The 18,886-nt window shown below is 69.7% G+C and carries 18 protein-coding genes and 1 tRNA gene; 7 read left to right on the top strand and 12 right to left on the bottom strand.

All coding sequences use genetic code 11. From position 1 onward, the window contains the following. Window positions 1-15: 15 nt before the first annotated feature. From prmC to argS, 9 genes are all read right to left on the bottom strand, one after another. Window positions 16-942, bottom strand: a complete 927-nt coding sequence (gene prmC, locus ON30_RS05970) for a peptide chain release factor N(5)-glutamine methyltransferase (protein WP_051028975.1) — start codon at window positions 940-942, stop codon at window positions 16-18. Beyond that, window positions 939-2,009, bottom strand: coding sequence for a peptide chain release factor 1 (gene prfA / locus ON30_RS05965; protein ID WP_040704787.1), 1,071 nt, complete (start codon window positions 2,007-2,009; stop codon window positions 939-941). Before prfA ends, prmC begins: the two co-directional genes overlap by 4 nt. A 100-nt stretch (window positions 2,010-2,109) precedes the next feature. Further along, window positions 2,110-2,340: a 50S ribosomal protein L31 gene (rpmE, locus tag ON30_RS05960; protein ID WP_039796334.1), complete on the bottom strand. Its 231-nt coding sequence runs from the start codon at window positions 2,338-2,340 to the stop codon at window positions 2,110-2,112. Window positions 2,341-2,558: 218 nt separating this feature from the next. After that, a complete protein-coding gene (gene rho, locus ON30_RS05955) occupies window positions 2,559-4,619 on the bottom strand; it encodes a transcription termination factor Rho (protein WP_040704786.1) in 2,061 nt (686 codons plus the stop codon). Window positions 4,620-4,927: 308 nt separating this feature from the next. After that, window positions 4,928-5,887: a homoserine kinase gene (gene thrB, locus ON30_RS05950; RefSeq protein ID WP_051028978.1), complete on the bottom strand. Its 960-nt coding sequence runs from the start codon at window positions 5,885-5,887 to the stop codon at window positions 4,928-4,930. A 25-nt stretch (window positions 5,888-5,912) separates the two neighbouring features. After that, the gene (thrC, locus tag ON30_RS05945) at window positions 5,913-7,022 is read right to left on the bottom strand and encodes a threonine synthase (RefSeq protein ID WP_051028974.1); all 1,110 of its coding nucleotides are present in this window, start codon (window positions 7,020-7,022) and stop codon (window positions 5,913-5,915) included. After that, window positions 7,019-8,374 carry a homoserine dehydrogenase gene (locus ON30_RS05940; RefSeq protein ID WP_040704783.1) on the bottom strand — a complete coding sequence of 452 codons (1,356 nt, stop codon included), beginning with the start codon at window positions 8,372-8,374 and terminating at the stop codon, window positions 7,019-7,021. The genes thrC and ON30_RS05940 overlap by 4 nt, the downstream gene beginning before the upstream one ends. Then, window positions 8,371-9,795, bottom strand: a complete 1,425-nt coding sequence (gene lysA / locus ON30_RS05935; RefSeq protein ID WP_040704782.1) for a diaminopimelate decarboxylase — start codon at window positions 9,793-9,795, stop codon at window positions 8,371-8,373. Before lysA ends, ON30_RS05940 begins: the two co-directional genes overlap by 4 nt. A gap of 67 nt (window positions 9,796-9,862) precedes the next feature. Further along, window positions 9,863-11,521, bottom strand: a complete 1,659-nt coding sequence (argS, locus tag ON30_RS05930; RefSeq protein ID WP_040704781.1) for an arginine--tRNA ligase — start codon at window positions 11,519-11,521, stop codon at window positions 9,863-9,865. A gap of 92 nt (window positions 11,522-11,613) precedes the next feature. On the opposite strand from argS, the gene ON30_RS05925 reads away from it, so the two are divergent. The 5 genes from ON30_RS05925 (at window position 11,614) to ON30_RS05905 (ending at window position 14,413) form a co-directional block, all read left to right on the top strand. Then, complete coding sequence (locus tag ON30_RS05925; RefSeq protein WP_040704780.1) at window positions 11,614-12,519, top strand: thioredoxin-like domain-containing protein; 906 nt, start codon at window positions 11,614-11,616, stop codon at window positions 12,517-12,519. Between the two features lie 197 nt (window positions 12,520-12,716). Next, on the top strand, window positions 12,717-13,409 hold the full coding sequence (locus tag ON30_RS05920) for a DUF305 domain-containing protein (RefSeq protein WP_040704808.1): 693 nt from the start codon (window positions 12,717-12,719) through the stop codon (window positions 13,407-13,409). 103 nt (window positions 13,410-13,512) lie between these two features. Further along, window positions 13,513-13,585: transfer RNA gene (locus ON30_RS05915), tRNA-Arg, on the top strand. A 154-nt stretch (window positions 13,586-13,739) separates the two neighbouring features. Further along, window positions 13,740-13,982, top strand: a complete 243-nt coding sequence (locus tag ON30_RS38840; protein ID WP_051028973.1) for a ribbon-helix-helix domain-containing protein — start codon at window positions 13,740-13,742, stop codon at window positions 13,980-13,982. Beyond that, complete coding sequence (locus tag ON30_RS05905) at window positions 13,979-14,413, top strand: type II toxin-antitoxin system VapC family toxin (RefSeq protein ID WP_040704779.1); 435 nt, start codon at window positions 13,979-13,981, stop codon at window positions 14,411-14,413. Before ON30_RS38840 ends, ON30_RS05905 begins: the two co-directional genes overlap by 4 nt. Before the next feature lie 44 nt (window positions 14,414-14,457). Here ON30_RS05905 and ON30_RS05900 read toward each other — a convergent pair whose 3' ends face one another. From ON30_RS05900 to ON30_RS05890, 3 genes are read right to left on the bottom strand one after another with little or no spacing between them, the layout of a single operon-like run. Next, a complete protein-coding gene (locus ON30_RS05900) occupies window positions 14,458-15,276 on the bottom strand; it encodes a helix-turn-helix domain-containing protein (protein WP_040704778.1) in 819 nt (272 codons plus the stop codon). Then, window positions 15,273-15,794, bottom strand: coding sequence for a DUF6879 family protein (locus ON30_RS05895; protein ID WP_040704777.1), 522 nt, complete (start codon window positions 15,792-15,794; stop codon window positions 15,273-15,275). Before ON30_RS05895 ends, ON30_RS05900 begins: the two co-directional genes overlap by 4 nt. Continuing rightward, on the bottom strand, window positions 15,775-16,098 hold the full coding sequence (locus ON30_RS05890; RefSeq protein WP_040704776.1) for a hypothetical protein: 324 nt from the start codon (window positions 16,096-16,098) through the stop codon (window positions 15,775-15,777). The genes ON30_RS05895 and ON30_RS05890 overlap by 20 nt, the downstream gene beginning before the upstream one ends. Before the next feature lie 282 nt (window positions 16,099-16,380). Between ON30_RS05890 and ON30_RS05885 the strand changes: the two genes are divergently transcribed. Together ON30_RS05885 and ON30_RS05880 are read left to right on the top strand one after the other, a co-directional pair. Next, the gene (locus ON30_RS05885) at window positions 16,381-17,403 is read left to right on the top strand and encodes a 2'-5' RNA ligase family protein (protein ID WP_083911167.1); all 1,023 of its coding nucleotides are present in this window, start codon (window positions 16,381-16,383) and stop codon (window positions 17,401-17,403) included. 31 nt (window positions 17,404-17,434) lie between these two features. Then, window positions 17,435-18,829, top strand: a complete 1,395-nt coding sequence (locus ON30_RS05880; protein ID WP_040704775.1) for a metallophosphoesterase — start codon at window positions 17,435-17,437, stop codon at window positions 18,827-18,829. Window positions 18,830-18,886 lie beyond the last annotated feature (57 nt).

Here is an 18,886-nt window from a genome sequence, read left to right as displayed (position 1 = left end):
ACGTCGGTGACGGGCTCAGGGTGTGTCGGTACGGCGCGCGGTGACGAAACGGGGCTTGCCGGCGAAGTCGGGGTGTTCGACGATCTCGGTGAAAGCGAGGTCCGCGCCGAGCAGCGCGGCCAATTCGGTCCCGTTGGCGTCGTCGTGTTCGATCGCCAGGCCGGCACCGGGGCGCGCGAGCCTGGTCAGTACGGGGAGCATCCCGCGGACGACGTCGAGTCCGTCGGGGCCGCCGAACAGCGCGCGGTGCGGGTCGTGCTCGGTGACCTCGGGGTCGAGGACCGCGCCGTCGGGGATGTAGGGCGGGTTGGAGACGATCAGGTCCACCCGGCGGTCGAGGTCGGTGAGCAGGGAGGGGTCGGTCGCGTCGGCGGCGTGCAGCGCGATCGCGGTGTCACCCGCGGCGCTGCGGGCTTCGGCGTTGCGGCGGGCCCAGATCAAGGCGTCGGGATCGAGTTCGACGGCGTGCACCCGCGCGTCCGGCCTGGCGTGCGCGACGGCCAGCGCGAGTGCGCCCGAACCGGTGCACAGGTCGACCACGATCGGCGCGGGGTCGCGAGGGACGCCGGACAGGAAGCGCAGCGCCCAGTCGAGGAGCAGTTCGGTCTCCGGACGCGGGATGAACACGCCGGGGCCGACCGCGAGGTCGAGCGCGCCCATCACGGCCAGTCCGGTGAGGTGTTGCAGCGGGACGCGCTCGGCCCGGCGAGCCACCAATTCGCGGTAACGCGTGAGGAATTCCGCGTCGACCGGCGGCGCCAGCAGCAACCGGGTGCGCGACACGCCGAGCAGGTGCGCGGCCAGTTCCTCGGCGTCGACGCGCGGGCTGGGCACCCCGGCCGCGCGCAGCGTCTCCGTCGCGGCCGAGATGGCCGGACGTAGCGCGGTCGTCGTCGTCGGCCCGTCCGGTACCGCGTCCCGGCCGCGCCGGAGGGTGCTCATTCGGCCGACATGCGCGCTTCGCGGTCGGCCTTGGCCAGCGCGTCCAGCAGCGCGTCCAACTCGCCTTGCAGCACGGTGTCGAGGTTGTGCGCCTTGAAGCCGATGCGGTGGTCGGCGATGCGGTTCTCCGGGAAGTTGTAGGTGCGGATGCGTTCGGAGCGATCGACGGTGCGGATCTGACTGGCCCGGCCGGCGGCGGCCTCCTGATCGGCCTGTTCCTCGGCCAGCGCCTGCAACCGCGCCGCCAACACCTGCATCGCGCGGGCCTTGTTCTGGAGTTGGGAGCGCTCGTTCTGGCAGGTCACCACGATGCCGGAGGGCAGATGGGTGAGGCGGACCGCGGAGTCGGTGGTGTTGACGCCCTGACCGCCCTTGCCCGAGGACCGGTAGACGTCGACGCGCAGATCGGATTCGTCGATCTGCACCTGCTCGACCTCGTCGGGTTCGGGATAGATGAGCACGCCCGCGGCCGAGGTGTGGATGCGGCCCTGCGATTCGGTCACCGGCACCCGCTGCACCCGGTGCACGCCGCCCTCCCACTTCAGGCGCGACCAGACGCCGTCGCGGGCGGCGTCACGGCTCTTGATCGACAGCGTCGCGTCCTTGTAGCCGCCCAGATCGGATTCGGTGACGCCGAGGATCTCGACCTTCCACCCGTGCCGTTCGGCGTAGCGGGTGTACATGCGCGCCAGTTCGGCGGCGAACAGCGCCGATTCCTCGCCGCCCTCACCGGATTTCACCTCGAGCACCACGTCGTCGCCGTCGTGCGGGTCGCGCGGGGCCAGCAGATCGGCCAGCGACTGCTCGAGTTCGGTGATGCGGGTGCGCAGGTCGGGGATCTCCGCGGCGAACGCGGCGTCGTCGGCCGCCAACTCCTCGGCGGCCTCGAGGTCGTCGCGCGCGGCGGTCAGCTTGGTGTAGGTGGACATGATCGGGGCCAGTTCGGCGAACCGCTTGCCCACCCGTCGGGCCGCGCCGGGATCGTTGTGCAGCGCCGGATCGGCCAACTGCGTCTCCAGACCCGCGTGCTCGGCCAGAATGTCGTCGATCGCGGACGGCTGCGTCATGGTGGTGCTTCCTCTCGGTGAATCTGGGCGGTGTCGGGAACGACCGCTGAAACGCACCGACGCCCGGCCTGCTGTGCAGGACCGGGCGTCGGCGGGGAAGCTACTTGGCGTCGGCCTTCTTGCCGGCACGCTTGCCGTAGCGGGCCTCGAAGCGGGCCACGCGACCACCGGTGTCGAGGATCTTCTGCTTGCCGGTGTAGAACGGATGGCACTGCGAGCAGACCTCGACGGTGATGTGTCCGGACTCCTTGGTGCTGCGAGTCTGGAAGGTGTTGCCGCAACCGCAGACGACGGTGGTGTCGACGTAGGTCGGGTGAATTCCTGCCTTCATGGGTGTCCTCTCGAGAATGGTCGCCGGGTCGCCCGCTCCGCGTCAGCAGAGCCGTGAGCGTGAACCGGAACCGACTAGGCGGGATTGTCTGCGGGGCGCAGACGCACGGCGAACCAGTATGCCAGATCCGCCGACACCTTCCGAAACGCCCCTGTCCACGGATTTGTTCCGCCCCCGAAAAGCGGAACGGGGCCCCGTCGCAACGGAGCCCCGCGTTCTCACTCGTCCAGCGCGCCCGGCGCGGTCTTGCTGACCTGCATCAGGAACTCGAGGTTGTTCTTGGATTTCTTCAGGCGGTCGATCAGCAGATCGATCGCCTGGTGCGAATCCAGGCCCGACAGCACACGGCGCAACTTGTGCAGCACCGCCGCCTCGTCGGGATTCAGCAGTAGCTCGTCCTTGCGGGTACCGGACGGGTTGACGTCCACCGCGGGGAACACGCGCCGCTCGGCGATCTTGCGATCGAGCTTGAGTTCGGCGTTGCCCGTGCCCTTGAACTCCTCGAAGATGACGGTGTCGCCGGTGGAACCGGTCTCCACCATCGCCGTCGCGATGATCGTCAGCGAACCGCCGTTCTCGATGTTGCGCGCCGCGCCGAGGAACCGCTTGGGCGGGTACAGCGCGGTCGAGTCGACACCACCGGAGAGGATGCGACCCGAGGCGGGCGAGGAGTTGTTGTACGCGCGGCCCAATCGGGTGATCGAGTCCAGCAGCACCACAACGTCTTTGCCCATCTCCACCAGGCGCTTGGCGCGCTCGATGGCGAGTTCGGCGACCGAGGTGTGATCCGACGGCGGACGGTCGAAGGTCGAGGCGATGACCTCGCCCTTCACCGAACGCTGCATGTCGGTGACTTCCTCGGGACGTTCGTCGACCAGCACCACCATCAGGTAGCACTCGGGGTTGTTGGTCGCGATCGCGTTCGCGATGTCCTGCATGATCGTGGTCTTACCGGCCTTCGGCGGCGACACGATCAGAGCGCGCTGGCCCTTGCCGATCGGCATGATCAGGTCGATGACCCGGGTGGTCAGCTTGTTCGGCTGGGTTTCCAGCCGCAGGCGCTGATTCGGGTACAGCGGGGTCAGCTTGCTGAACTCGGGGCGACGCTTGGCCGCCTCGACGTCACCGCCGTTGACGGTGTCCAGGCGCACCAGCGGATCGAACTTCTGCCGCTGGTTGCTCTGCTCGCCGTCGCGCGGGGCGCGCACCGCGCCGGTGATCGCGTCACCGCGGCGCAGACCGTTCTTGCGGACCAGATTCATCGAGACGTAGACGTCGTTCGGTCCGGCCAGGTAGCCCGAGGTGCGGACGAAGGCGTAGTTGTCCAGCACGTCGAGGATGCCCGCGACCGGCTGGAGCACGTCGTCCTCGCGGATCTCGAGTTCACGGGCCTCACCGCCCGTGCCGCCGTCGCGGTCGCGACCGCGCCGACGCTCGCGGAACCGGCGTCCGCGCCGTCCGCGCCCGCCTTCCTCGTCGTCACCGCCGCGATCGTTGCGATTGTCGCCACCACGGTTGTCACCGCCACGGTTGCCGTCGCGATTGCCTTCGCGATTGCCTTCGCCGCGGTTGTCACCGCCGCGGTTGCCCTCGCCACGATTGTCACCGCGGTTGTCACCGCCGCGATTGCCGCTGCCGTTCTGGTTGCGATCCTGGTTGCGCTCGCCCTGATTGCGCTCGCGGCGACGCTCGCCCTGGTCGGACTCCTGCTTCGGCTCGTCACCACGCGCCTCGGCGGGCGCGGTCTCGCCGCCGCCGGATCGCGCCTGGTCACGGCCGCGCCGCTGGCGACCACGGCCACGCTGGGCCGGTTCGCGGCCCGAATCGTCGGCGGAATCGGCCGGGGCGCCGGAATCGGCGGTGGCCGACTTCGACGGCGCGGCCTCGGCGGCCTTGGGCGCTTCTTCCTTGGCCGGGGCCTGTTTGACGGCGGTGGCCTTCGCGGGCGCGGTCTTCTCCGGCTGCGGCGTCACCTCGAGGGTCGCCTGCTCGCCTTTCGACTCGCCACGGGCGGGCTTCTCCGCTTTCGCGGGCTTTCCGGCTTGATTCTCCTTGATGGCGGCGATGAGATCGCCCTTGCGCATTCCGGAGGTGCCTCGGATACCGAGCTCCCCCGCCAGCGCGCGCAACTGCGGCAACAACATTCCAGTCAGCCCCGATCGTGCGACGTCGGTATGTTCGCTCATCTTCGAAATCTGTCCGGAGTCACTATCGCGGCCACCCGAGGAATTCGAGTTTGATTCCACCCCGGGGGTCGCGAGCAGGTCCGTATCTGTCACGGAAATCCTTTCCTTCCCTCGACTGCCGTGTGCTGATTCGAGGGTTCGTCCCGCAGTCCGGGCACCGTGCCGGACTCGGATGCCGTAAATCACCTGCCCCGCCGGACCGGCGGCTTCGCCACCGGATATGAATGGTGGGAGAGATCATTCCAGTTGCGCAGCTACGCAGCACCCCCATGGCCTGGAGGCTCGAGCCTGGAGCCTGCTGGAGCGATTGCCCTGATGAAGCACCGGCGTCTGATGCGCACGATGTACGGACATGCCCAGGATAGCTGGGAAACGTGAGACTCGGCAAGACAGACTCGCCGTCAACCCACCAGGACGCCCTCGGCGAGTCCCGGTTCGACCACGCGCAGACCGTCCCTGGCCGCGATTTCGCGCAGTTCCGCCGGGAAACCGCTGGTCCCCAGAGCCAGAATGGTCGGGCCCGCCCCGGACACCGTCGCGGCGATCCCCACCGCCCGCAACCGCGCGATCCAGGCCGTGGTCAGCGGCAGCGCGGGCGCGCGCTGGGTCTGGTGCAGCCGGTCGCAGGTGGCGGGCAACAGCAGGTCGGGACGCTGGGTCATGGCGACCACGGCCAGCGCGGCCCGACTGACGTTGAACGCGGCGTCACCGTGGGAGACCGTGTCGGGAAGCAGTCCGCGGGTGTGCGCCGTGGAGGAACGCACCTCGGGGATCAACACGATCGGATGCAGCGACGGATGCGGGTCCAGCCGCACCGCGCGGTAGACCCGACCCGGGTCCGGTTCCGCGGCGAACTCACCGACGACCAGGTCGGCGGCGGTTTCGGTCCAGGACACCACGATTCCGCCGAGCACACTGGCCGCGGCGTTGTCGGGATGACCCTCGAATTCCGAGGCCAGTTGGACCAACCGGTCGGCGTCCACGGCCAGATCCGGATCGAACTTCGCCGCCAGCGCGCACCCCGCCGCGAGTCCGCCGACCACGGCCGAGGCCGAGGAGCCCAGACCGCGCGAATGCGGAATCACGTTGCGGCACACCACATCGAGTCCGTCCGCCCAGACCCCCACCGACTCCAGGCCGCGCTCGATCGCGCGCACCACCAGATGCGAAGGCCCCCACGGCACGTCGTCGGCGCCCTCGCCCTCGACGCGGATGCTCAGGCCGGAATCGGTCGTGCGCACCTCGATCTCGTCGTAGATGCCCAGGGCCATGCCCAGGGAATCGAAACCGGGGCCGAGGTTGGCCGTGGACGCGGGCACCCGCGCCGTCACGGCCAATCCGGCGGGCAGCGTCCGTGAGATCAGCTGACTCTCGCGCGAATTCAACTCAGGCCAGCTCGAGTTCGGCGGCCACCGCGACCGGATCGACGGCGATCGCCTGGACCTGCGGCATACCGAGCAGGGCGGTGTCGGGATCCTTGAGCCCGTTGCCGGTGACGGTGCAGACCACCGTCAGCCCGGAATCGAGCCACCCTTCGCGATGCGCGGCGAGCACGCCGGCGACACTGGCCGCCGAGGCGGGCTCGACGAACACGCCCTCGGCCGCCGCGACCAAGCGGTACGCCTCGAGAATGGCTTCGTCGGTGGCCGCGCGGAACATGCCGCCGGACTGCTCCTTGGCCTCGACCGCGCTGTTCCAGGACGCGGGCGCGCCGATCCGGATCGCGGTCGCGATGGTCTCCGGATTCGCGACCGGGGCGCCGTTGACCAGCGGAGCGGCGCCCGCGGCCTGCACGCCGAGCATCCGCGGCAGGCCGCCGACGATGCCGTCGGCGTGGTATTCGCGGTAGCCGCGCCAGTACGCGGTGATGTTGCCCGCGTTGCCCACGGGCAGCGCGTGCACGTCGGGGGCGCGGCCGAGCACGTCGCAGATCTCGAAGGAGGCCGTCTTCTGCCCTTCGATGCGGGCCGGGTTCACCGAGTTCACCAGACCGACCTCGGGGAAGTCCGAGGTGACCTTCCTGGCCAGCTCGAGGCAGTCGTCGAAGTTGCCGTCGACCTGGATGACCTTCGCGCCGAGCATGACGGCCTGGGCCAGTTTGCCCATCGCGATCTTGCCCTGCGGGATCAGCACCGCGCAGCTCATCCCGGCCCGGGTGGCGTAGGCGGCCGCCGACGCCGAGGTGTTGCCGGTGGACGCGCACAGCACGGCCTTCTGGCCGCGGTACTTGGCGTCGGTCATCGCCATCGTCATGCCGCGGTCCTTGAAGGAACCGGTCGGATTCGCGCCCTCGACCTTGAGGTAGACCTCGCAGCCGGTCAGTTCCGACAGATGCGGCGCGGGAACCAGCGGAGTGCCGCCCTCGAACAGCGTGACCGGCTCCCAGTCCGCCGCACCGTGCAACCGGTCGCGGTAGGCCGCGATCAGGCCGGGCCAGCGCGCGTGCACGCCCGCCTGGGGCGCGACCGCGTTTCCGCCGATGCCAGTCGTACTCATTCCTCGGTGCCTTCCAATCTCAAGACGCTGGTCACGGATGTGACGGATGCCATCTCCGCGAGGGCGGCGACGGTGTCCGCGAGCGCCGACTCCACCGCCTGATGGGTGACCACGACCAGGCGCGCACCTTCGCCGTGCCCTTCCTGGCGGACGGTGGAGATGCTGACCCCGTGGTTGGCGAATTCGCCCGCCACCTTGGCCAGGACGCCGGGGACGTCCTCGACCTGCAAGTTCACGTGGTAGCGGGTCGGCGTATCGCCGATCGGCGCGATCGGTAGCTCAGCATAAACCGATTCACCCGGCGCGCGGCCACCGAAGAACTTGTTCCGCGCCGCCATCACCAGATCGCCGAGCACCGCCGAGGCGGTGGGGGCGCCGCCCGCGCCCTGCCCGTAGAACATCAGCCTGCCCGCGTTCTCGGCCTCGACCACCACGGCGTTGAACGCGCCCGAGACGGCCGCCAGCGGATGACGACGCGGGATCAGCGCCGGATAGACGCGCACCGAGATGCGCTCCTTGCCGCCCTGGCTCGGGGCGGGCTCGCCCGCGGCCGCCGGAACCCGCTCGCAGATGGCGAGCAGTTTGACGGTGCAGTCCAGCGCGGAGGCCGTCTCCAGATCCTCGGCGGTGATCTTCGAGATGCCCTCGCGGTACACATCGGCCGCGGTCACGCGGGTGTGGAAGGCCAGCGAGGCCAGGATCGCGGCCTTGGCGGCGGCGTCGAAGCCCTCCACGTCGGCGGTCGGATCGGCTTCGGCGTAGCCCAGGCCGGTGGCCTCGGCCAGCGTGGCGTGATAGTCGGCGCCGGTCTCGTCCATCGCGGACAGGATGAAGTTGGTGGTGCCGTTGACGATGCCGACCACGCGGTCGACCCGGTCGCCGGACAGCGACTGGATCAGCGGGCGCACGACGGGGATGGCGCCCGCCACCGCGGCCTCGAAGTAGAGGTCGGCGCGATTGCGTTCGGCCGCCGCCGCGAGTTCGCCGGTGTAGTCGGCCAACAGCGCCTTGTTGGCGGTCACCACGGATTTGCCCGCGTTCAGCGCGGCCAGGATCAGCGTGCGCGCCGGATCGATGCCGCCGATCACCTCGACGACCAGATCGACGTCGGGCCGCGCCACCAGCGCCTGCGCGTCGGTGGTGAGCAGTTCGGCCGGTACGCCGCGGTCGGTGTCCAGGGTGCGGACCGCGACACCGCGCAACACCACCGGCGCGCCGACCCGCGAACGCAGTTCGTCGGCGTGCTCGCGCAGGATGCGGACCACCTCGGTGCCGACGTTGCCCATTCCCAGGACGGCGACGCCCAGCGGACGCTCGGCGCCCCAGGGACCGTTCTTGACCGGTTCGGTCATGACTGTTCCACCTCCAGGCTCAGCAGATCGGCGACGGTCTCCCGGCGCAGGATCAGTCGGGCGTGACCGTCGCGCACCGCGACCACCGCGGGCCGGGTCAACTGGTTGTACCGGCTCGACATCGAGTAGCAGTAGGCGCCCGTGGCGGCGACCGCGATCAGGTCGCCGGGACCGACATCGGCGGGCATCCAGGTGTCACGGATGACGATGTCGCCGCTCTCGCAATGCTTTCCGACCACGCGCGCGACCACGGCCTGCGCCTCGGAGGAACGCGAGACCAGTCGGCAGTCGTAGTCGGCCTGATACAGCGCGGGACGGATGTTGTCGCTCATACCGCCGTCGACGCTGACATAGCGCCTGCGCAGACCGCCGTCGAGCGAGACGTCCTTGGTGGTGCCGACCTCGTAGAGGGTGACGGTGCCCGGGCCCGCGATCGCGCGGCCCGGTTCGACCGCGATGCGCGGGGTGGGCAGTCCGGCGTGCGCGGCCTCGGCCTCGACCAGACCGCGCAACTTGGCCGCGAATTCGTCCAGCGGCGGCGGGTCGTCATTGGGCAGATAGGAGATGCCCAGTCCGCCACCGAGATCCAGGGTGGCGATCTGCGCGGTGCGCTCGGCCCCGAACTTGTCGATGGCCTCGCGCAGCAGACCCAGCATCCGACGCGCGGCGATCTCGAAACCGTCGATCTCGAAGATCTGCGAACCGATGTGGCTGTGCAGGCCGACCAGGCGCAGGTTCTCGGCCTCGAAGACCCGCGCCAGCGCCTCCATCGCGTCGCCGCCCGCGATCGAGAAGCCGAACTTCTGATCCTCGTGCGCGGTCGAGATGTATTCGTGGGTATGGGCTTCCACGCCGACGGTGACCCGGACCAGCACGTCCTGCACCACGCCCGCGCGCGCCGCGACCGCCTCGAGCCGCTCGATCTCGATCAGCGAGTCGACCACGACGTGCCCGACCCCGGAGGTCACGGCCGTCTCCAGTTCGGCGACCGATTTGTTGTTGCCGTGCAACGCGATCCGCTCGGGCGGGAACTCCGCGTGCAGCGCGATGGCGAGTTCGCCGCCGGAACACACGTCCAGCGACAGGCCCTCGTCGCGGATCCAGCGCGCGATCTCGGCGCTCAGGAACGCCTTGGACGCGTAGTGCACCCGCGCGTCCGCGCCGAAGGCCGCGACCATATCGCGGCAGCGGGAACGGAAATCCTCCTCGTCGACGACGAACAGCGGGGTGCCGAACCGCTCGGCCAACGCCGCCACCGGGACGCCCGCCAACCGAACCGAACCGTCGGCGTCGCGAGAAGCGTTGCGCGGCCACACGTTCGCGGGCAGATCGATCATCTGCCGCGGATCCGACGGGCGCTCCGGCAGATTCGGGGCGTGCGGGATCTCGGCGTGCCGGGGACCGGCGGGATGCGCGCTCATGACTCCACCTCGCTGCGCTGGCTCACGGGGCCTTCCTTCCTGGATTCGGCGGCGACCGCCACCGGGTTCACATCCGCTCCGGCGCGCTGACGCCCAGCAGACCGAGCCCGTTGGCCAGGACCTGTCTGGTCGCCTTGACCAGTTCGAGACGGGCGGCGTTGCGGGCGTCGACCGGTTCGTCACCGCGCGGCAGCACCCGCATCTCGTCGTCGGACTGGAACGGGTGGTACGCGCCCGCCAATTCTTCGAGATAGCGCACGACGCGATGCGGTTCGCGCATCTGCGCCGCGGTGGCCACCACCCGCGGGTACTCGCCGATCGTGCGGATCAGCTCCCCCTCGCGGTCGGCGGTCAGCAGACCGAGATCCGGTGCGACCGAAGCGAAGTCGAACGCCGCGGCGTTGTCGATGATGCGGCAGGTGCGCGCGTGGGCGTACTGCACGTAGTAGATCGGATTGACGGTGTCCTGTTTGGTCCACAGGTCCAGATCGATGTCGATGCTCGAATTCACCGACGAGCGCACCAGCGAATACCGCGCGGCGTCCACGCCGATCGCCTCGACGAGATCGTCGAGGGTGACCACGGTGCCCGCGCGCTTGCTCATCTTCACCGCGACGCCGTCGCGGACCAGATTCACCATCTGGCCGATCAGCACCTCCACGGTGTCCGGGTCGTCGCCGAACGCGGCCGCGGCGGCCTTGAGCCTGCCGATGTAGCCGTGATGGTCCGCGCCGAGCATGTAGATGCACAGGTCGAAGCCGCGCGAACGCTTGTCCTGGAAGTAGGCGATGTCACCGGCGATATAGGCCGAGGCGCCGTCGCTCTTGATGACGACGCGATCCTTGTCGTCCCCGTACTCGGTGCTGGCGATCCACCACGCGCCGTCCTTCTCGTAGAGGTTGCCCGACGCCTTCAACTCCGTCACCGCGCGCTCCACCGCACCCGAGGCGAACAGCGAACTCTCGTTGAAATACACGTCGAAATCGGTGCCGAAATCGTGCAGCGTCCGCTTGATGTGGGCGAACATCAACTCCACGCCCTCGCGTCGGAACAGTTCGTGACGCTCGTCGGGGGGCAACTCCGCCGCACCGGGATGCCGTTCGACGACGGTGCCCGCGATCTCGGAGATGTACGCGCCCGCGTACCCGTTCTCCGGGGTCGGCACGCCCGTGGCGGCGGCCACCAGCGAATCGGCGAAGCGGTCGATCTGCGCGCCGTTGTCGTTGAAGTAGTACTCCCGGGTCACCTCGGCGCCCTGCGCGGCCAGGATGCGGCCCAGCGCGTCGCCGACCGAGGCCCAGCGGGTGCCGCCGAGATGGATGGGACCCGTGGGATTCGCCGAGACGAACTCCAGATTGATGCTGGTGCCCTTCATCACCTCGGCGGTGCCGAAGGCCGGACCGGCCGCCAGCACCTGGGTCAGGATCGCGCCCTGCGCGGCGGCGGCCAAGCGGATGTTGAGGAAGCCGGGGCCCGCGACATCGGCGGAGGCGACACCCGCGTCCGCGCCGAGCGCCTCGGCCAACCAGCCCGCCAGCTCGCGGGGGTTCACGCCCGCCTTCTTGCCCACCTGCAACGCCACATTCGTGGCATAGTCGCCGTGTTCCGGATTACGCGGGCGCTCCACGGTGACCTCGGCGGGGAGGACCTGAGGGTCCAGTCCACGTTCGACGAGCACCCGCGCGGCGGTGGCCCGGAGGAGATCTGCAAGGTCAGCTGGAGTCACGAGTCTCTATCCTATGGTCTGGGCAGGTGAACACCTTCGGGCGGGCACCACGCAGACAGAGCGATCACCACGTCGAGAGAGCACAACGAGCGATGCCGAGTAGCAACAGCGCCTCGAAGTCGGCCAAGGCCGTCCGAGCCGCGGGAAAGACCTCGCCTTCCGCCAAGAAGGGCGGTGGCGGCAAGGGCAAACTGCCGGGGAATCGTCAGATCCCGTGGCTGGCCATCGGCGCGGCCGCCGTCATCGTCGCGTTGATCGGCGCGCTGGCCTACAGCCTGGTCCCGAAATACCGCGAGCAGGCCGAGCTGGACAAATACACGCCCAGCGCGCAGAAACAGGACCCCTCCGACCAGATCGAGGGCGTGCTGAAGGTCGACTACGCCCAAGGCGCGGGCAAACACGTCAGCGCCGACCAGCGCGTCGCCTACGACCGCACCCCGGCCTTCGGCGGACCGCACGACTCGGCCTGGGCCGCCTGCACCGGCGTCGTCTACAGCAAGCCGATCCGCACCGAGAACGCGGTGCACTCCCTCGAACACGGTGCGGTGTGGATCGCCTACAACCCCGACAAGGTCGACGCCTCCGGTGTCGAGACCCTCAGCAAGAAGGTCGACGGCAAGGCGTACACGCTGATGTCGCCGTACCCGGGTCTGGACAAAGCGATCTCCTTGCAGTCGTGGGGTCACCAGTTGAAGCTGGACAGCCCCGACGACAAGCGCATCAACCAGTTCATCACCGCGCTGCGGCAGAACCCCTACGCCTACCCCGAGGTCGGCGCGGACTGCTCCAACCCGTACTTCGACCGGGACAACCCCGCCCCCTTCGACGCCTCCCCGCCCGGACCGAACGCGGTGCCGATGGACGGCTCCGGCCTGGCCACCGACGCCAGTGAACTCGGTGGCGGCACCGGCGGCATCCCCGGCATGCCGGGCGGTATCCCCGGCGTGCCCACACTGCCGACCGGGCTGGTTCCCGAACCGGCGCAGCCGGGGCAGTAGTGAGCGGGCCCGAGTCCACCGGTCCGGCCGGCGAGGACGCTGTCACCGAGGCTCCGGTCTCGGCGGCAGGCGGCACCGCGGATTCCGGCGGCGCGGATTCGGGGAGCGCGGATTCGGGGAGCGCGGATTCCCGCCGTGCGGACTCCAGCGGTGCGGACTCCAGCGATGCTGATTCCGGCGGCGCGGCCGAGCAGGCGGTGACGGGGCACGCGGGTGACGGCGCGTCCGCGCGGCGGCAGGGTCCGGCGCTGCTGGTACTCGGGGCGATCGGCCTGATCGTGCTCGGCTTCGCGATCGGGGTGTTCGCCCGCATCCCGCTCGACGGCGGCGGCGAACCCGACCCCGGTCCGGTCGACATCGGCTTCACCCAGGACATGTCCGCTCACCACGCCCAAGCCGTGGAGATGGCGGGCATCGCGCTGCTGCGCTCCACCGACACCGACGTGCGCAGGCTCGCCTACGACATCATGACCACCCAGCAGGCCCAGGTCGGCCGGATGCAGGGCTGGTTGCAGTGGTGGGGCAAACCCGCGCAGAGCGTCGACGGATACATGGGCTGGATGACCGAACCGCAGGGCGGCCACGAACACGGCACGAGCGCCGAACACCACATGTCCGGACCGGCGGCGAGCATGCCCGGAATGGCGAGCGCCGAGGAACTGGCCGCGCTGCGCCGCGCCGACCCGGCCGACCTGGACCGCATGTTCCTGCAACTCATGCTGCGCCACCACCGAGGCGGCCTGCCCATGATCGAATACGCGGCCCAGCACGCCGAGACCACCGCCGTGAGCACCCTCGCCGCCACCATGGCCGCCACCCAGACCAACGAATCCCAGCTCATCACCACCCTGCTCACCGCACGCGGCGGCACCCCACTCCCCCTGAACTGACCCCCAATCCCGCACCGCATCCACCCTTTTTGGCGCACGCCCCCCGATGCGATACGCTTTCCCCGCCCGATCGGACGGCTACATCTCCGACCGGATCTATCCCGCCCTCGTAGCTCAGGGGATAGAGCGTCTGCCTCCGGAGCAGAAGGCCGCAGGTTCGAATCCTGCCGAGGGCACCGAGATATGGGACCGCTGTCGGCGGTCCCATATCTGTTTCGAAGCCAGGTGAGTGCGGCAGTTCGAGCGGAATCGAAACCATCGGTCCGCGATCAGCTTTCGGGTCATTCGGGTATCGGCGTCGCGAGAATGACGGGTGGTACCATATATGGCATGAACAAGACGACCGTGTATCTCCCCGACGAGCTCGAGGTCCGGCTCGACGCGGAGGCCGCGGCGACCGGGGTGAGCAAGGCCGAGCTGATCCGTCGAGGCATAGCGATGTTGCTGGACGCTTCCGAACGGCCGCGCGACAACGCGCCGCTACCCGTCTTCCACAGCGGACGTTCGCGCGACGCCGACGAAATGCGCGAGGACATCTACCAGGAGATCAAGCAGCGGGCGGCCCGTCGATGATCGTCGTCGCCGACACCTCGGCGCTCTTCGCCGCGTTCGACGCCGACCAGGAAGAGCATCGGCGAGCGCTGCGCGTGATGGAACGCGAAACCTTGGTCATCTCGCCGTTGGTGCTGACGGAGCTCGATCACCTGACCCGGCGCGACCTCGGCTTCTCCGCGGCGATGGCGATCACCGACGCACTGCTGAGCCGAGCCATCGAAGGACGATATCGACTCGCCGAGCTGAAGCACGTCGACCTGTCGGCGGCACAGTCGGTCCGAGCGAAGTACGAGGGACTGCAACTCGACCTCGCCGACGCGGTCGGCGTCGCGCTCGCCGACAAGTACAAGACCGACCGCATCTTCACCCTCGACCAACGCGACTTCCGCGCCATCGAACCTCTCACCCCCGGTTTCGCGTCATTTCGACTCCTGCCGACCGACGCGTAGGGAGCCCTGCGACACCGGGTTCCGGGTACAGAAAGACAGTCGGGTCAGAGGGCGTTGGTGATCATGGTGCGGGCGGCTTCGCCGTAGAGGGCGCGTTCGGTGAGGGCGGTGAAGGTGCGTTCGTATTGGACCAGTTCGCGGGGTTGGGTGATGGTGAGTTGGGCGGTGACGGTTTCGACGTGCACGCGGCGGCGGTCGTAGATGACGAAATTGGTGGTGGTGTAGAGGAATTCGGCGCTCATGGGGACGACGCCGATGACCACGCGGGTCAGGGACATGAGGTCGAGCAGGTGGGTGAGTTGGCCGCGGCGGACGGTTTCATCGCCGACGCCGGTGTGCAGCGCGGGTTCGCCGATCAGGAAATGGAAGCGGTGCACGCCGTCGCGCAGGACGGCTTGGCGGGCCATGCGGGCGTCGAGCGCTTCGGCGAGATCGTTGGCGCCGCCCGCGAATTCGATGCAGCGCGACAGGATCGCCTCGGCGTAGGCGCGGGTCTGCAACAGGCCGGTGGAGATCAGCGGGTCGTAGCCGCGGATCAGGCGGGTGACCGATTCGAGTTCGATGCTCTGGCGTTGGCGGCGGGCGTGGCCGTCGGCGATCACCCGTCGCCATTCGAGGTAGGCGGCGTTGACGTTGCGGACGGTGGCGATCAGATCGGGCAGCGCGAGGTCGGCGTCGGTGAGCTGGCACCAGTCGACGAGGTCCTGTTCGGTGGGCAGTTGGCGGCCGTGTTCGAGTTTGGAGACCTTGGAGGCGGGCCAGCCGGCGAAATCGGCCAAGCGCGCGCCGGACAGCCCGGCGGCCGTGCGCAACTCGCGCAATCGCGCGCCCAGTGCTTGCCGGGCCTGGTCCACGTCGGTCACTGCGGGTAGCCGGCGTGCGGGGTCGAGGCGGACCACACGCGGTCACGGATCTCGCGGGCGTAGGCGACGACGCGGGGGTCGGCGGTGGCGGCGACGCCGGACCACCAGTCCTCGGCGTCGAAGACGGAGTAGGCCACCAACCGGTCGTCGATGAGCCAGAAATCGTCGGCGGCGGCGTCGGCGGGGTCGGCGTCGTGGCGCGGCAGCCAGCGCACGTCCTCCCCGGCGGCGATGTTGTGGGGAGTGAGGGCCAACAGGTAGCGGGTGTAGGGGCCGTGCGGGGTGGTCACGATGCGCGCGCGGTCGACCGCGACACCGCGTGCCCTGGTCTGGGCGACCAGCAGCGCCCACGGCCGGAACCACGCGCCGACCGGGTCGGCGGTTCGGCCCGCGAGGAAGGCGGTCATCGCGGAATGTTCGGAATCCGAGCGATATTCGTCGCGGGTCTCGAGATGGAAAGCGCGCTCCCGCGCCTGCGCCAATAACTCGTGTAGCGCTTCACGCCGGTAGAGCCGCATCCGGCATCAACTCCTGTCCGATCGCCACCTCGACGGCCGCCTCGTGGCCCGGCATCTGCATGATCTCCAGTGCCTCCACGTCGGTGACCAGTGTGCCGGTCACGATAAAAGTGCCACGGTTGGTGTCCTGCAAACCTGTGAGACAGGTCCCTGGTTCGGCGTAGGCGACCAACCGGTGCGGAATCTCGATGCGGTCGCGGTGGCCGGTCTTCCACCCCTGCACCACGAGCGTCTCGCGGTCGGAAGCCCACAGTCGCGGCGAACCACCGTCGCCCGACCCGCCACCCAGCAGCCGCACATACATACGCACTCCCTCGTTGCCTCGGTTTCGACGTAGACCTTCTCACCAGTGCCGGGCGCGTCCCACACATTCCCGTTCCCGCAAGAAATTTCGAGAAAGATGATGGAGGACACGCCGGCACGCGCCATACAGTGCCCCTGGGGCGCCGACCATTCGATTCCGGCTGCCCGCACATCGACCGAGGAAGGCAGCAGGTGTCGCTCCCCCAGCAGGATCCGCCCGTCGCGCGCACCCGATCGGCGGCGGCCGGTCACCCCGCTCCCCCGGTGGCGGCCGGCACAGCGAATGCGTAAGGCTCCCACGGCGATCGGATACCTGCGCAAGGACGTCTCCGGTGTGCACCAACAGTGGGACGAGACCAGGATCCGCAGCCACGCCCGACGCCTGGGCTACGAGTTGGCCAAGACGGTCACCTTCAGCACCGCCACCGACGATCCGGAGGCGCGCCTGATCAATGTGGTCCGCTCGTTGGAGATCGACGCGGTCATCGCGCCCAGCCTCGACCATTTCGGCGGCGCGGTTCCCGAAATCCTGGTGCGCAGTGTCGAATTGAACGTCCTCGCGCCGCGTCCGGCCACCTACGCGCGCCGCCACGACACGCTCGCGTTCGCGCCGATCCGCCCGAAGCGGCCGTTCCCGCCCACCGTGCCGGTGCGCGACGAGGCGCACGAGATCCGCGACAACGACTGGGTCGCGTTCCGCGCGGTGCGGGAACTGGCCGACCACTGGTCGGTGAAGGCGTGGACGCCGGGACAGTCGGTCTACTACTGGTATCTGACCTTCGACGATCCCGCGGTGGTGGCGTTGGCCGAACGGTGTCAGCGGGCCGTGGCCGCCCCGACCGTGGACGCGGTGCCGCCGGACGGCCTGCACCTGTCGGTGTTGCGGGTCGGCGCGACCACGACGGTCCCCCCGCGCGCGGCGGCGCAGGTGCTCGCGGCGGGGCAGGCCCGTTCGGCCGAACTCGCGGCCTTCGATCTGGAGGTCGGTCCGCTCACGGGATCGCGCAGCGCGCTGCGGTTCTCGGTCGCGCCGTGGGCTCCGGTGCGGGCGCTGCACCGCACGTTGCGCGAGGTCAGCGGGCCGGTGGGCGGCGAACTCGCCGACACGGACGACCTGCGCCCACATCTGGGTGTCGGTTACCTCAACACCGCCGGTCCGGCCGCCCGTCTGATCGAATCGGTCGCGGCGGTGCGCGACGACCCGCCGGTGACGACGCGGGTGCGCGCCGTCGACCTGGTGGAGGTGCGCAGGGAGGGCCGCGCCTATCGGTGGGACGTGCTCGGGCGGGTTCCGCTGGACGGCTGATCCGTCACCGGGCTCCCGTACCCTCGCGGGCATGACCTGCTGCGGACCGAGTCGGCGCACCGTGCTCGGCGTGCTCGCGATGGCGGCGTTGGCGCACGGTGCCGGACGCGCGGGCGCGCGGCCAGCCGCGCTCGTCGCCACCGATCTGGAAGTCGTCACGGTGACCGACACCTCGGCGGTGTTCACCTGGACGACCCTGTCCCCCGACGCGGGCGGACGCCTGCTCCCGGTTCCCGCGCACGGCGAGGTGCGGGTGGGTCCGGTCGACGGGCCCGCGACGGTCCGCTACGCCGCCTCCGAGCCGACTCCCTACCACTACGCGCAGGTCGACGGACTGGAACCCGGGCGGCGCTACCGTTTCGAGGCGTGGTCGGAAGGGGTGCGCGCGGTGCCCGCGCTCACCGCGACCACCCTGCTGCCGGGTTCGCCGGAGACCACCGGCGAGTTCACCACGCCGGTCCCGCCGCCCGGGCGGCTCCTGCGCACGCTCGCACTGGCCAACGACGTGCACTACGGCGAGACGGTCAGCGGACTGGTGGTGGGCGACTTCCCGCCCGGATTCACGCAATCACCGGGCCTGCCACCGTATCCGGAGGTGATGCTGGACGCGCTGCTCGCGGATCTGCGACTGCCGGACCGCGGCGCGCAACGCCTGCTGCTGGCCGGAGATCTGACGGCGGAGGCCACACCCGACCAGACCCGATCGGTGCGCGCCCGCCTGGACGCCTGGGGTGCTTCCGGCGTCGACTACCTCGCGGTGCGCGGCAACCACGACCGCCCGCACGTGGGCGCGGACTACGCCGCGTGCGCGCCCGCGCCCGCCGACCACCGCGACTGCTGGGCCGACGTGTTCGGCCCCCGTCAGGAACTCGTCGAACACGATTTCGGCGGATTGCGCGTCCTCGGCGTGGACACCAGCGAACCGGACGGCTCCGGCGGCCGGATCGACCGGGACCAATTCGACGCCCTGGCTCGCGTCCTGCGCGCCGACCCCGACCGCCCCACACTGGTTTTCGGACACCACCCCGTGACCACCGAATCCGGCCTGACCAACACCGCCGGACCGGGTTTCGTCCTGAACGCCGCCGACAGCGCCGCGCTGCAGGCCGAATACGCCCGCGCTCCCGGCGTCTTCCTGCACCACGCGGGCCACACCCACCGCACCCGGCGCACCCGCCCCGACGCCGCCTGCGCGGTCGAATTCCTGGAGGTCGCCTCGGTGAAGGAGTACCCGGGCGGCTACTGCCTGCTGCGCGTGTACGAAGGCGGCTACACGGTCAACTTCTACAAGACCCGCACCCCCGAGGCCCGCCGCTGGAGCACCGTCACCCGCGCCGAATACTTCGGCCTGCTCCCCGACTACACCCTCGGCACCTTCGCCGACCGCAATCACGTTGTGCTCCGCGACTTCTCGGGCCTGAGCTGAACCCTCCGAACAGAGCGATGCCCGGTCCGACGTGGCATGTCGTCGGACCGGGCACCT

Source organism: Nocardia takedensis NBRC 100417 (assembly GCF_000308695.1).
Classification (GTDB): Bacteria; Actinomycetota; Actinomycetes; order Mycobacteriales; family Mycobacteriaceae; genus Nocardia; species Nocardia takedensis.
This window is presented reverse-complemented; position numbering and strand designations above follow the sequence as displayed.

Excerpts from the sequence above, each read along its gene's own strand:
- prmC (WP_051028975.1), bottom strand. The coding sequence starts at position 942 with ATGAGCACCCTCCGGCGCGGCCGGGACGCGGTACCGGACGGGCCGACG.
- prfA (WP_040704787.1), bottom strand. The coding sequence starts at position 2,009 with ATGACGCAGCCGTCCGCGATCGACGACATTCTGGCCGAGCACGCGGGT.
- rpmE (WP_039796334.1), bottom strand. The coding sequence starts at position 2,340 with ATGAAGGCAGGAATTCACCCGACCTACGTCGACACCACCGTCGTCTGC.
- thrC (WP_051028974.1), bottom strand. The coding sequence starts at position 7,022 with ATGAGTACGACTGGCATCGGCGGAAACGCGGTCGCGCCCCAGGCGGGC.
- ON30_RS05940 (WP_040704783.1), bottom strand. The coding sequence starts at position 8,374 with ATGACCGAACCGGTCAAGAACGGTCCCTGGGGCGCCGAGCGTCCGCTG.
- lysA (WP_040704782.1), bottom strand. The coding sequence starts at position 9,795 with ATGAGCGCGCATCCCGCCGGTCCCCGGCACGCCGAGATCCCGCACGCC.
- ON30_RS05925 (WP_040704780.1), top strand. The coding sequence starts at position 11,614 with ATGCCGAGTAGCAACAGCGCCTCGAAGTCGGCCAAGGCCGTCCGAGCC.
- ON30_RS38840 (WP_051028973.1), top strand. The coding sequence starts at position 13,740 with ATGAACAAGACGACCGTGTATCTCCCCGACGAGCTCGAGGTCCGGCTC.
- ON30_RS05905 (WP_040704779.1), top strand. The coding sequence starts at position 13,979 with ATGATCGTCGTCGCCGACACCTCGGCGCTCTTCGCCGCGTTCGACGCC.
- ON30_RS05895 (WP_040704777.1), bottom strand. The coding sequence starts at position 15,794 with ATGCGGCTCTACCGGCGTGAAGCGCTACACGAGTTATTGGCGCAGGCG.
- ON30_RS05890 (WP_040704776.1), bottom strand. The coding sequence starts at position 16,098 with ATGTATGTGCGGCTGCTGGGTGGCGGGTCGGGCGACGGTGGTTCGCCG.
- ON30_RS05885 (WP_083911167.1), top strand. The coding sequence starts at position 16,381 with ATGCGTAAGGCTCCCACGGCGATCGGATACCTGCGCAAGGACGTCTCC.
- ON30_RS05880 (WP_040704775.1), top strand. The coding sequence starts at position 17,435 with ATGACCTGCTGCGGACCGAGTCGGCGCACCGTGCTCGGCGTGCTCGCG.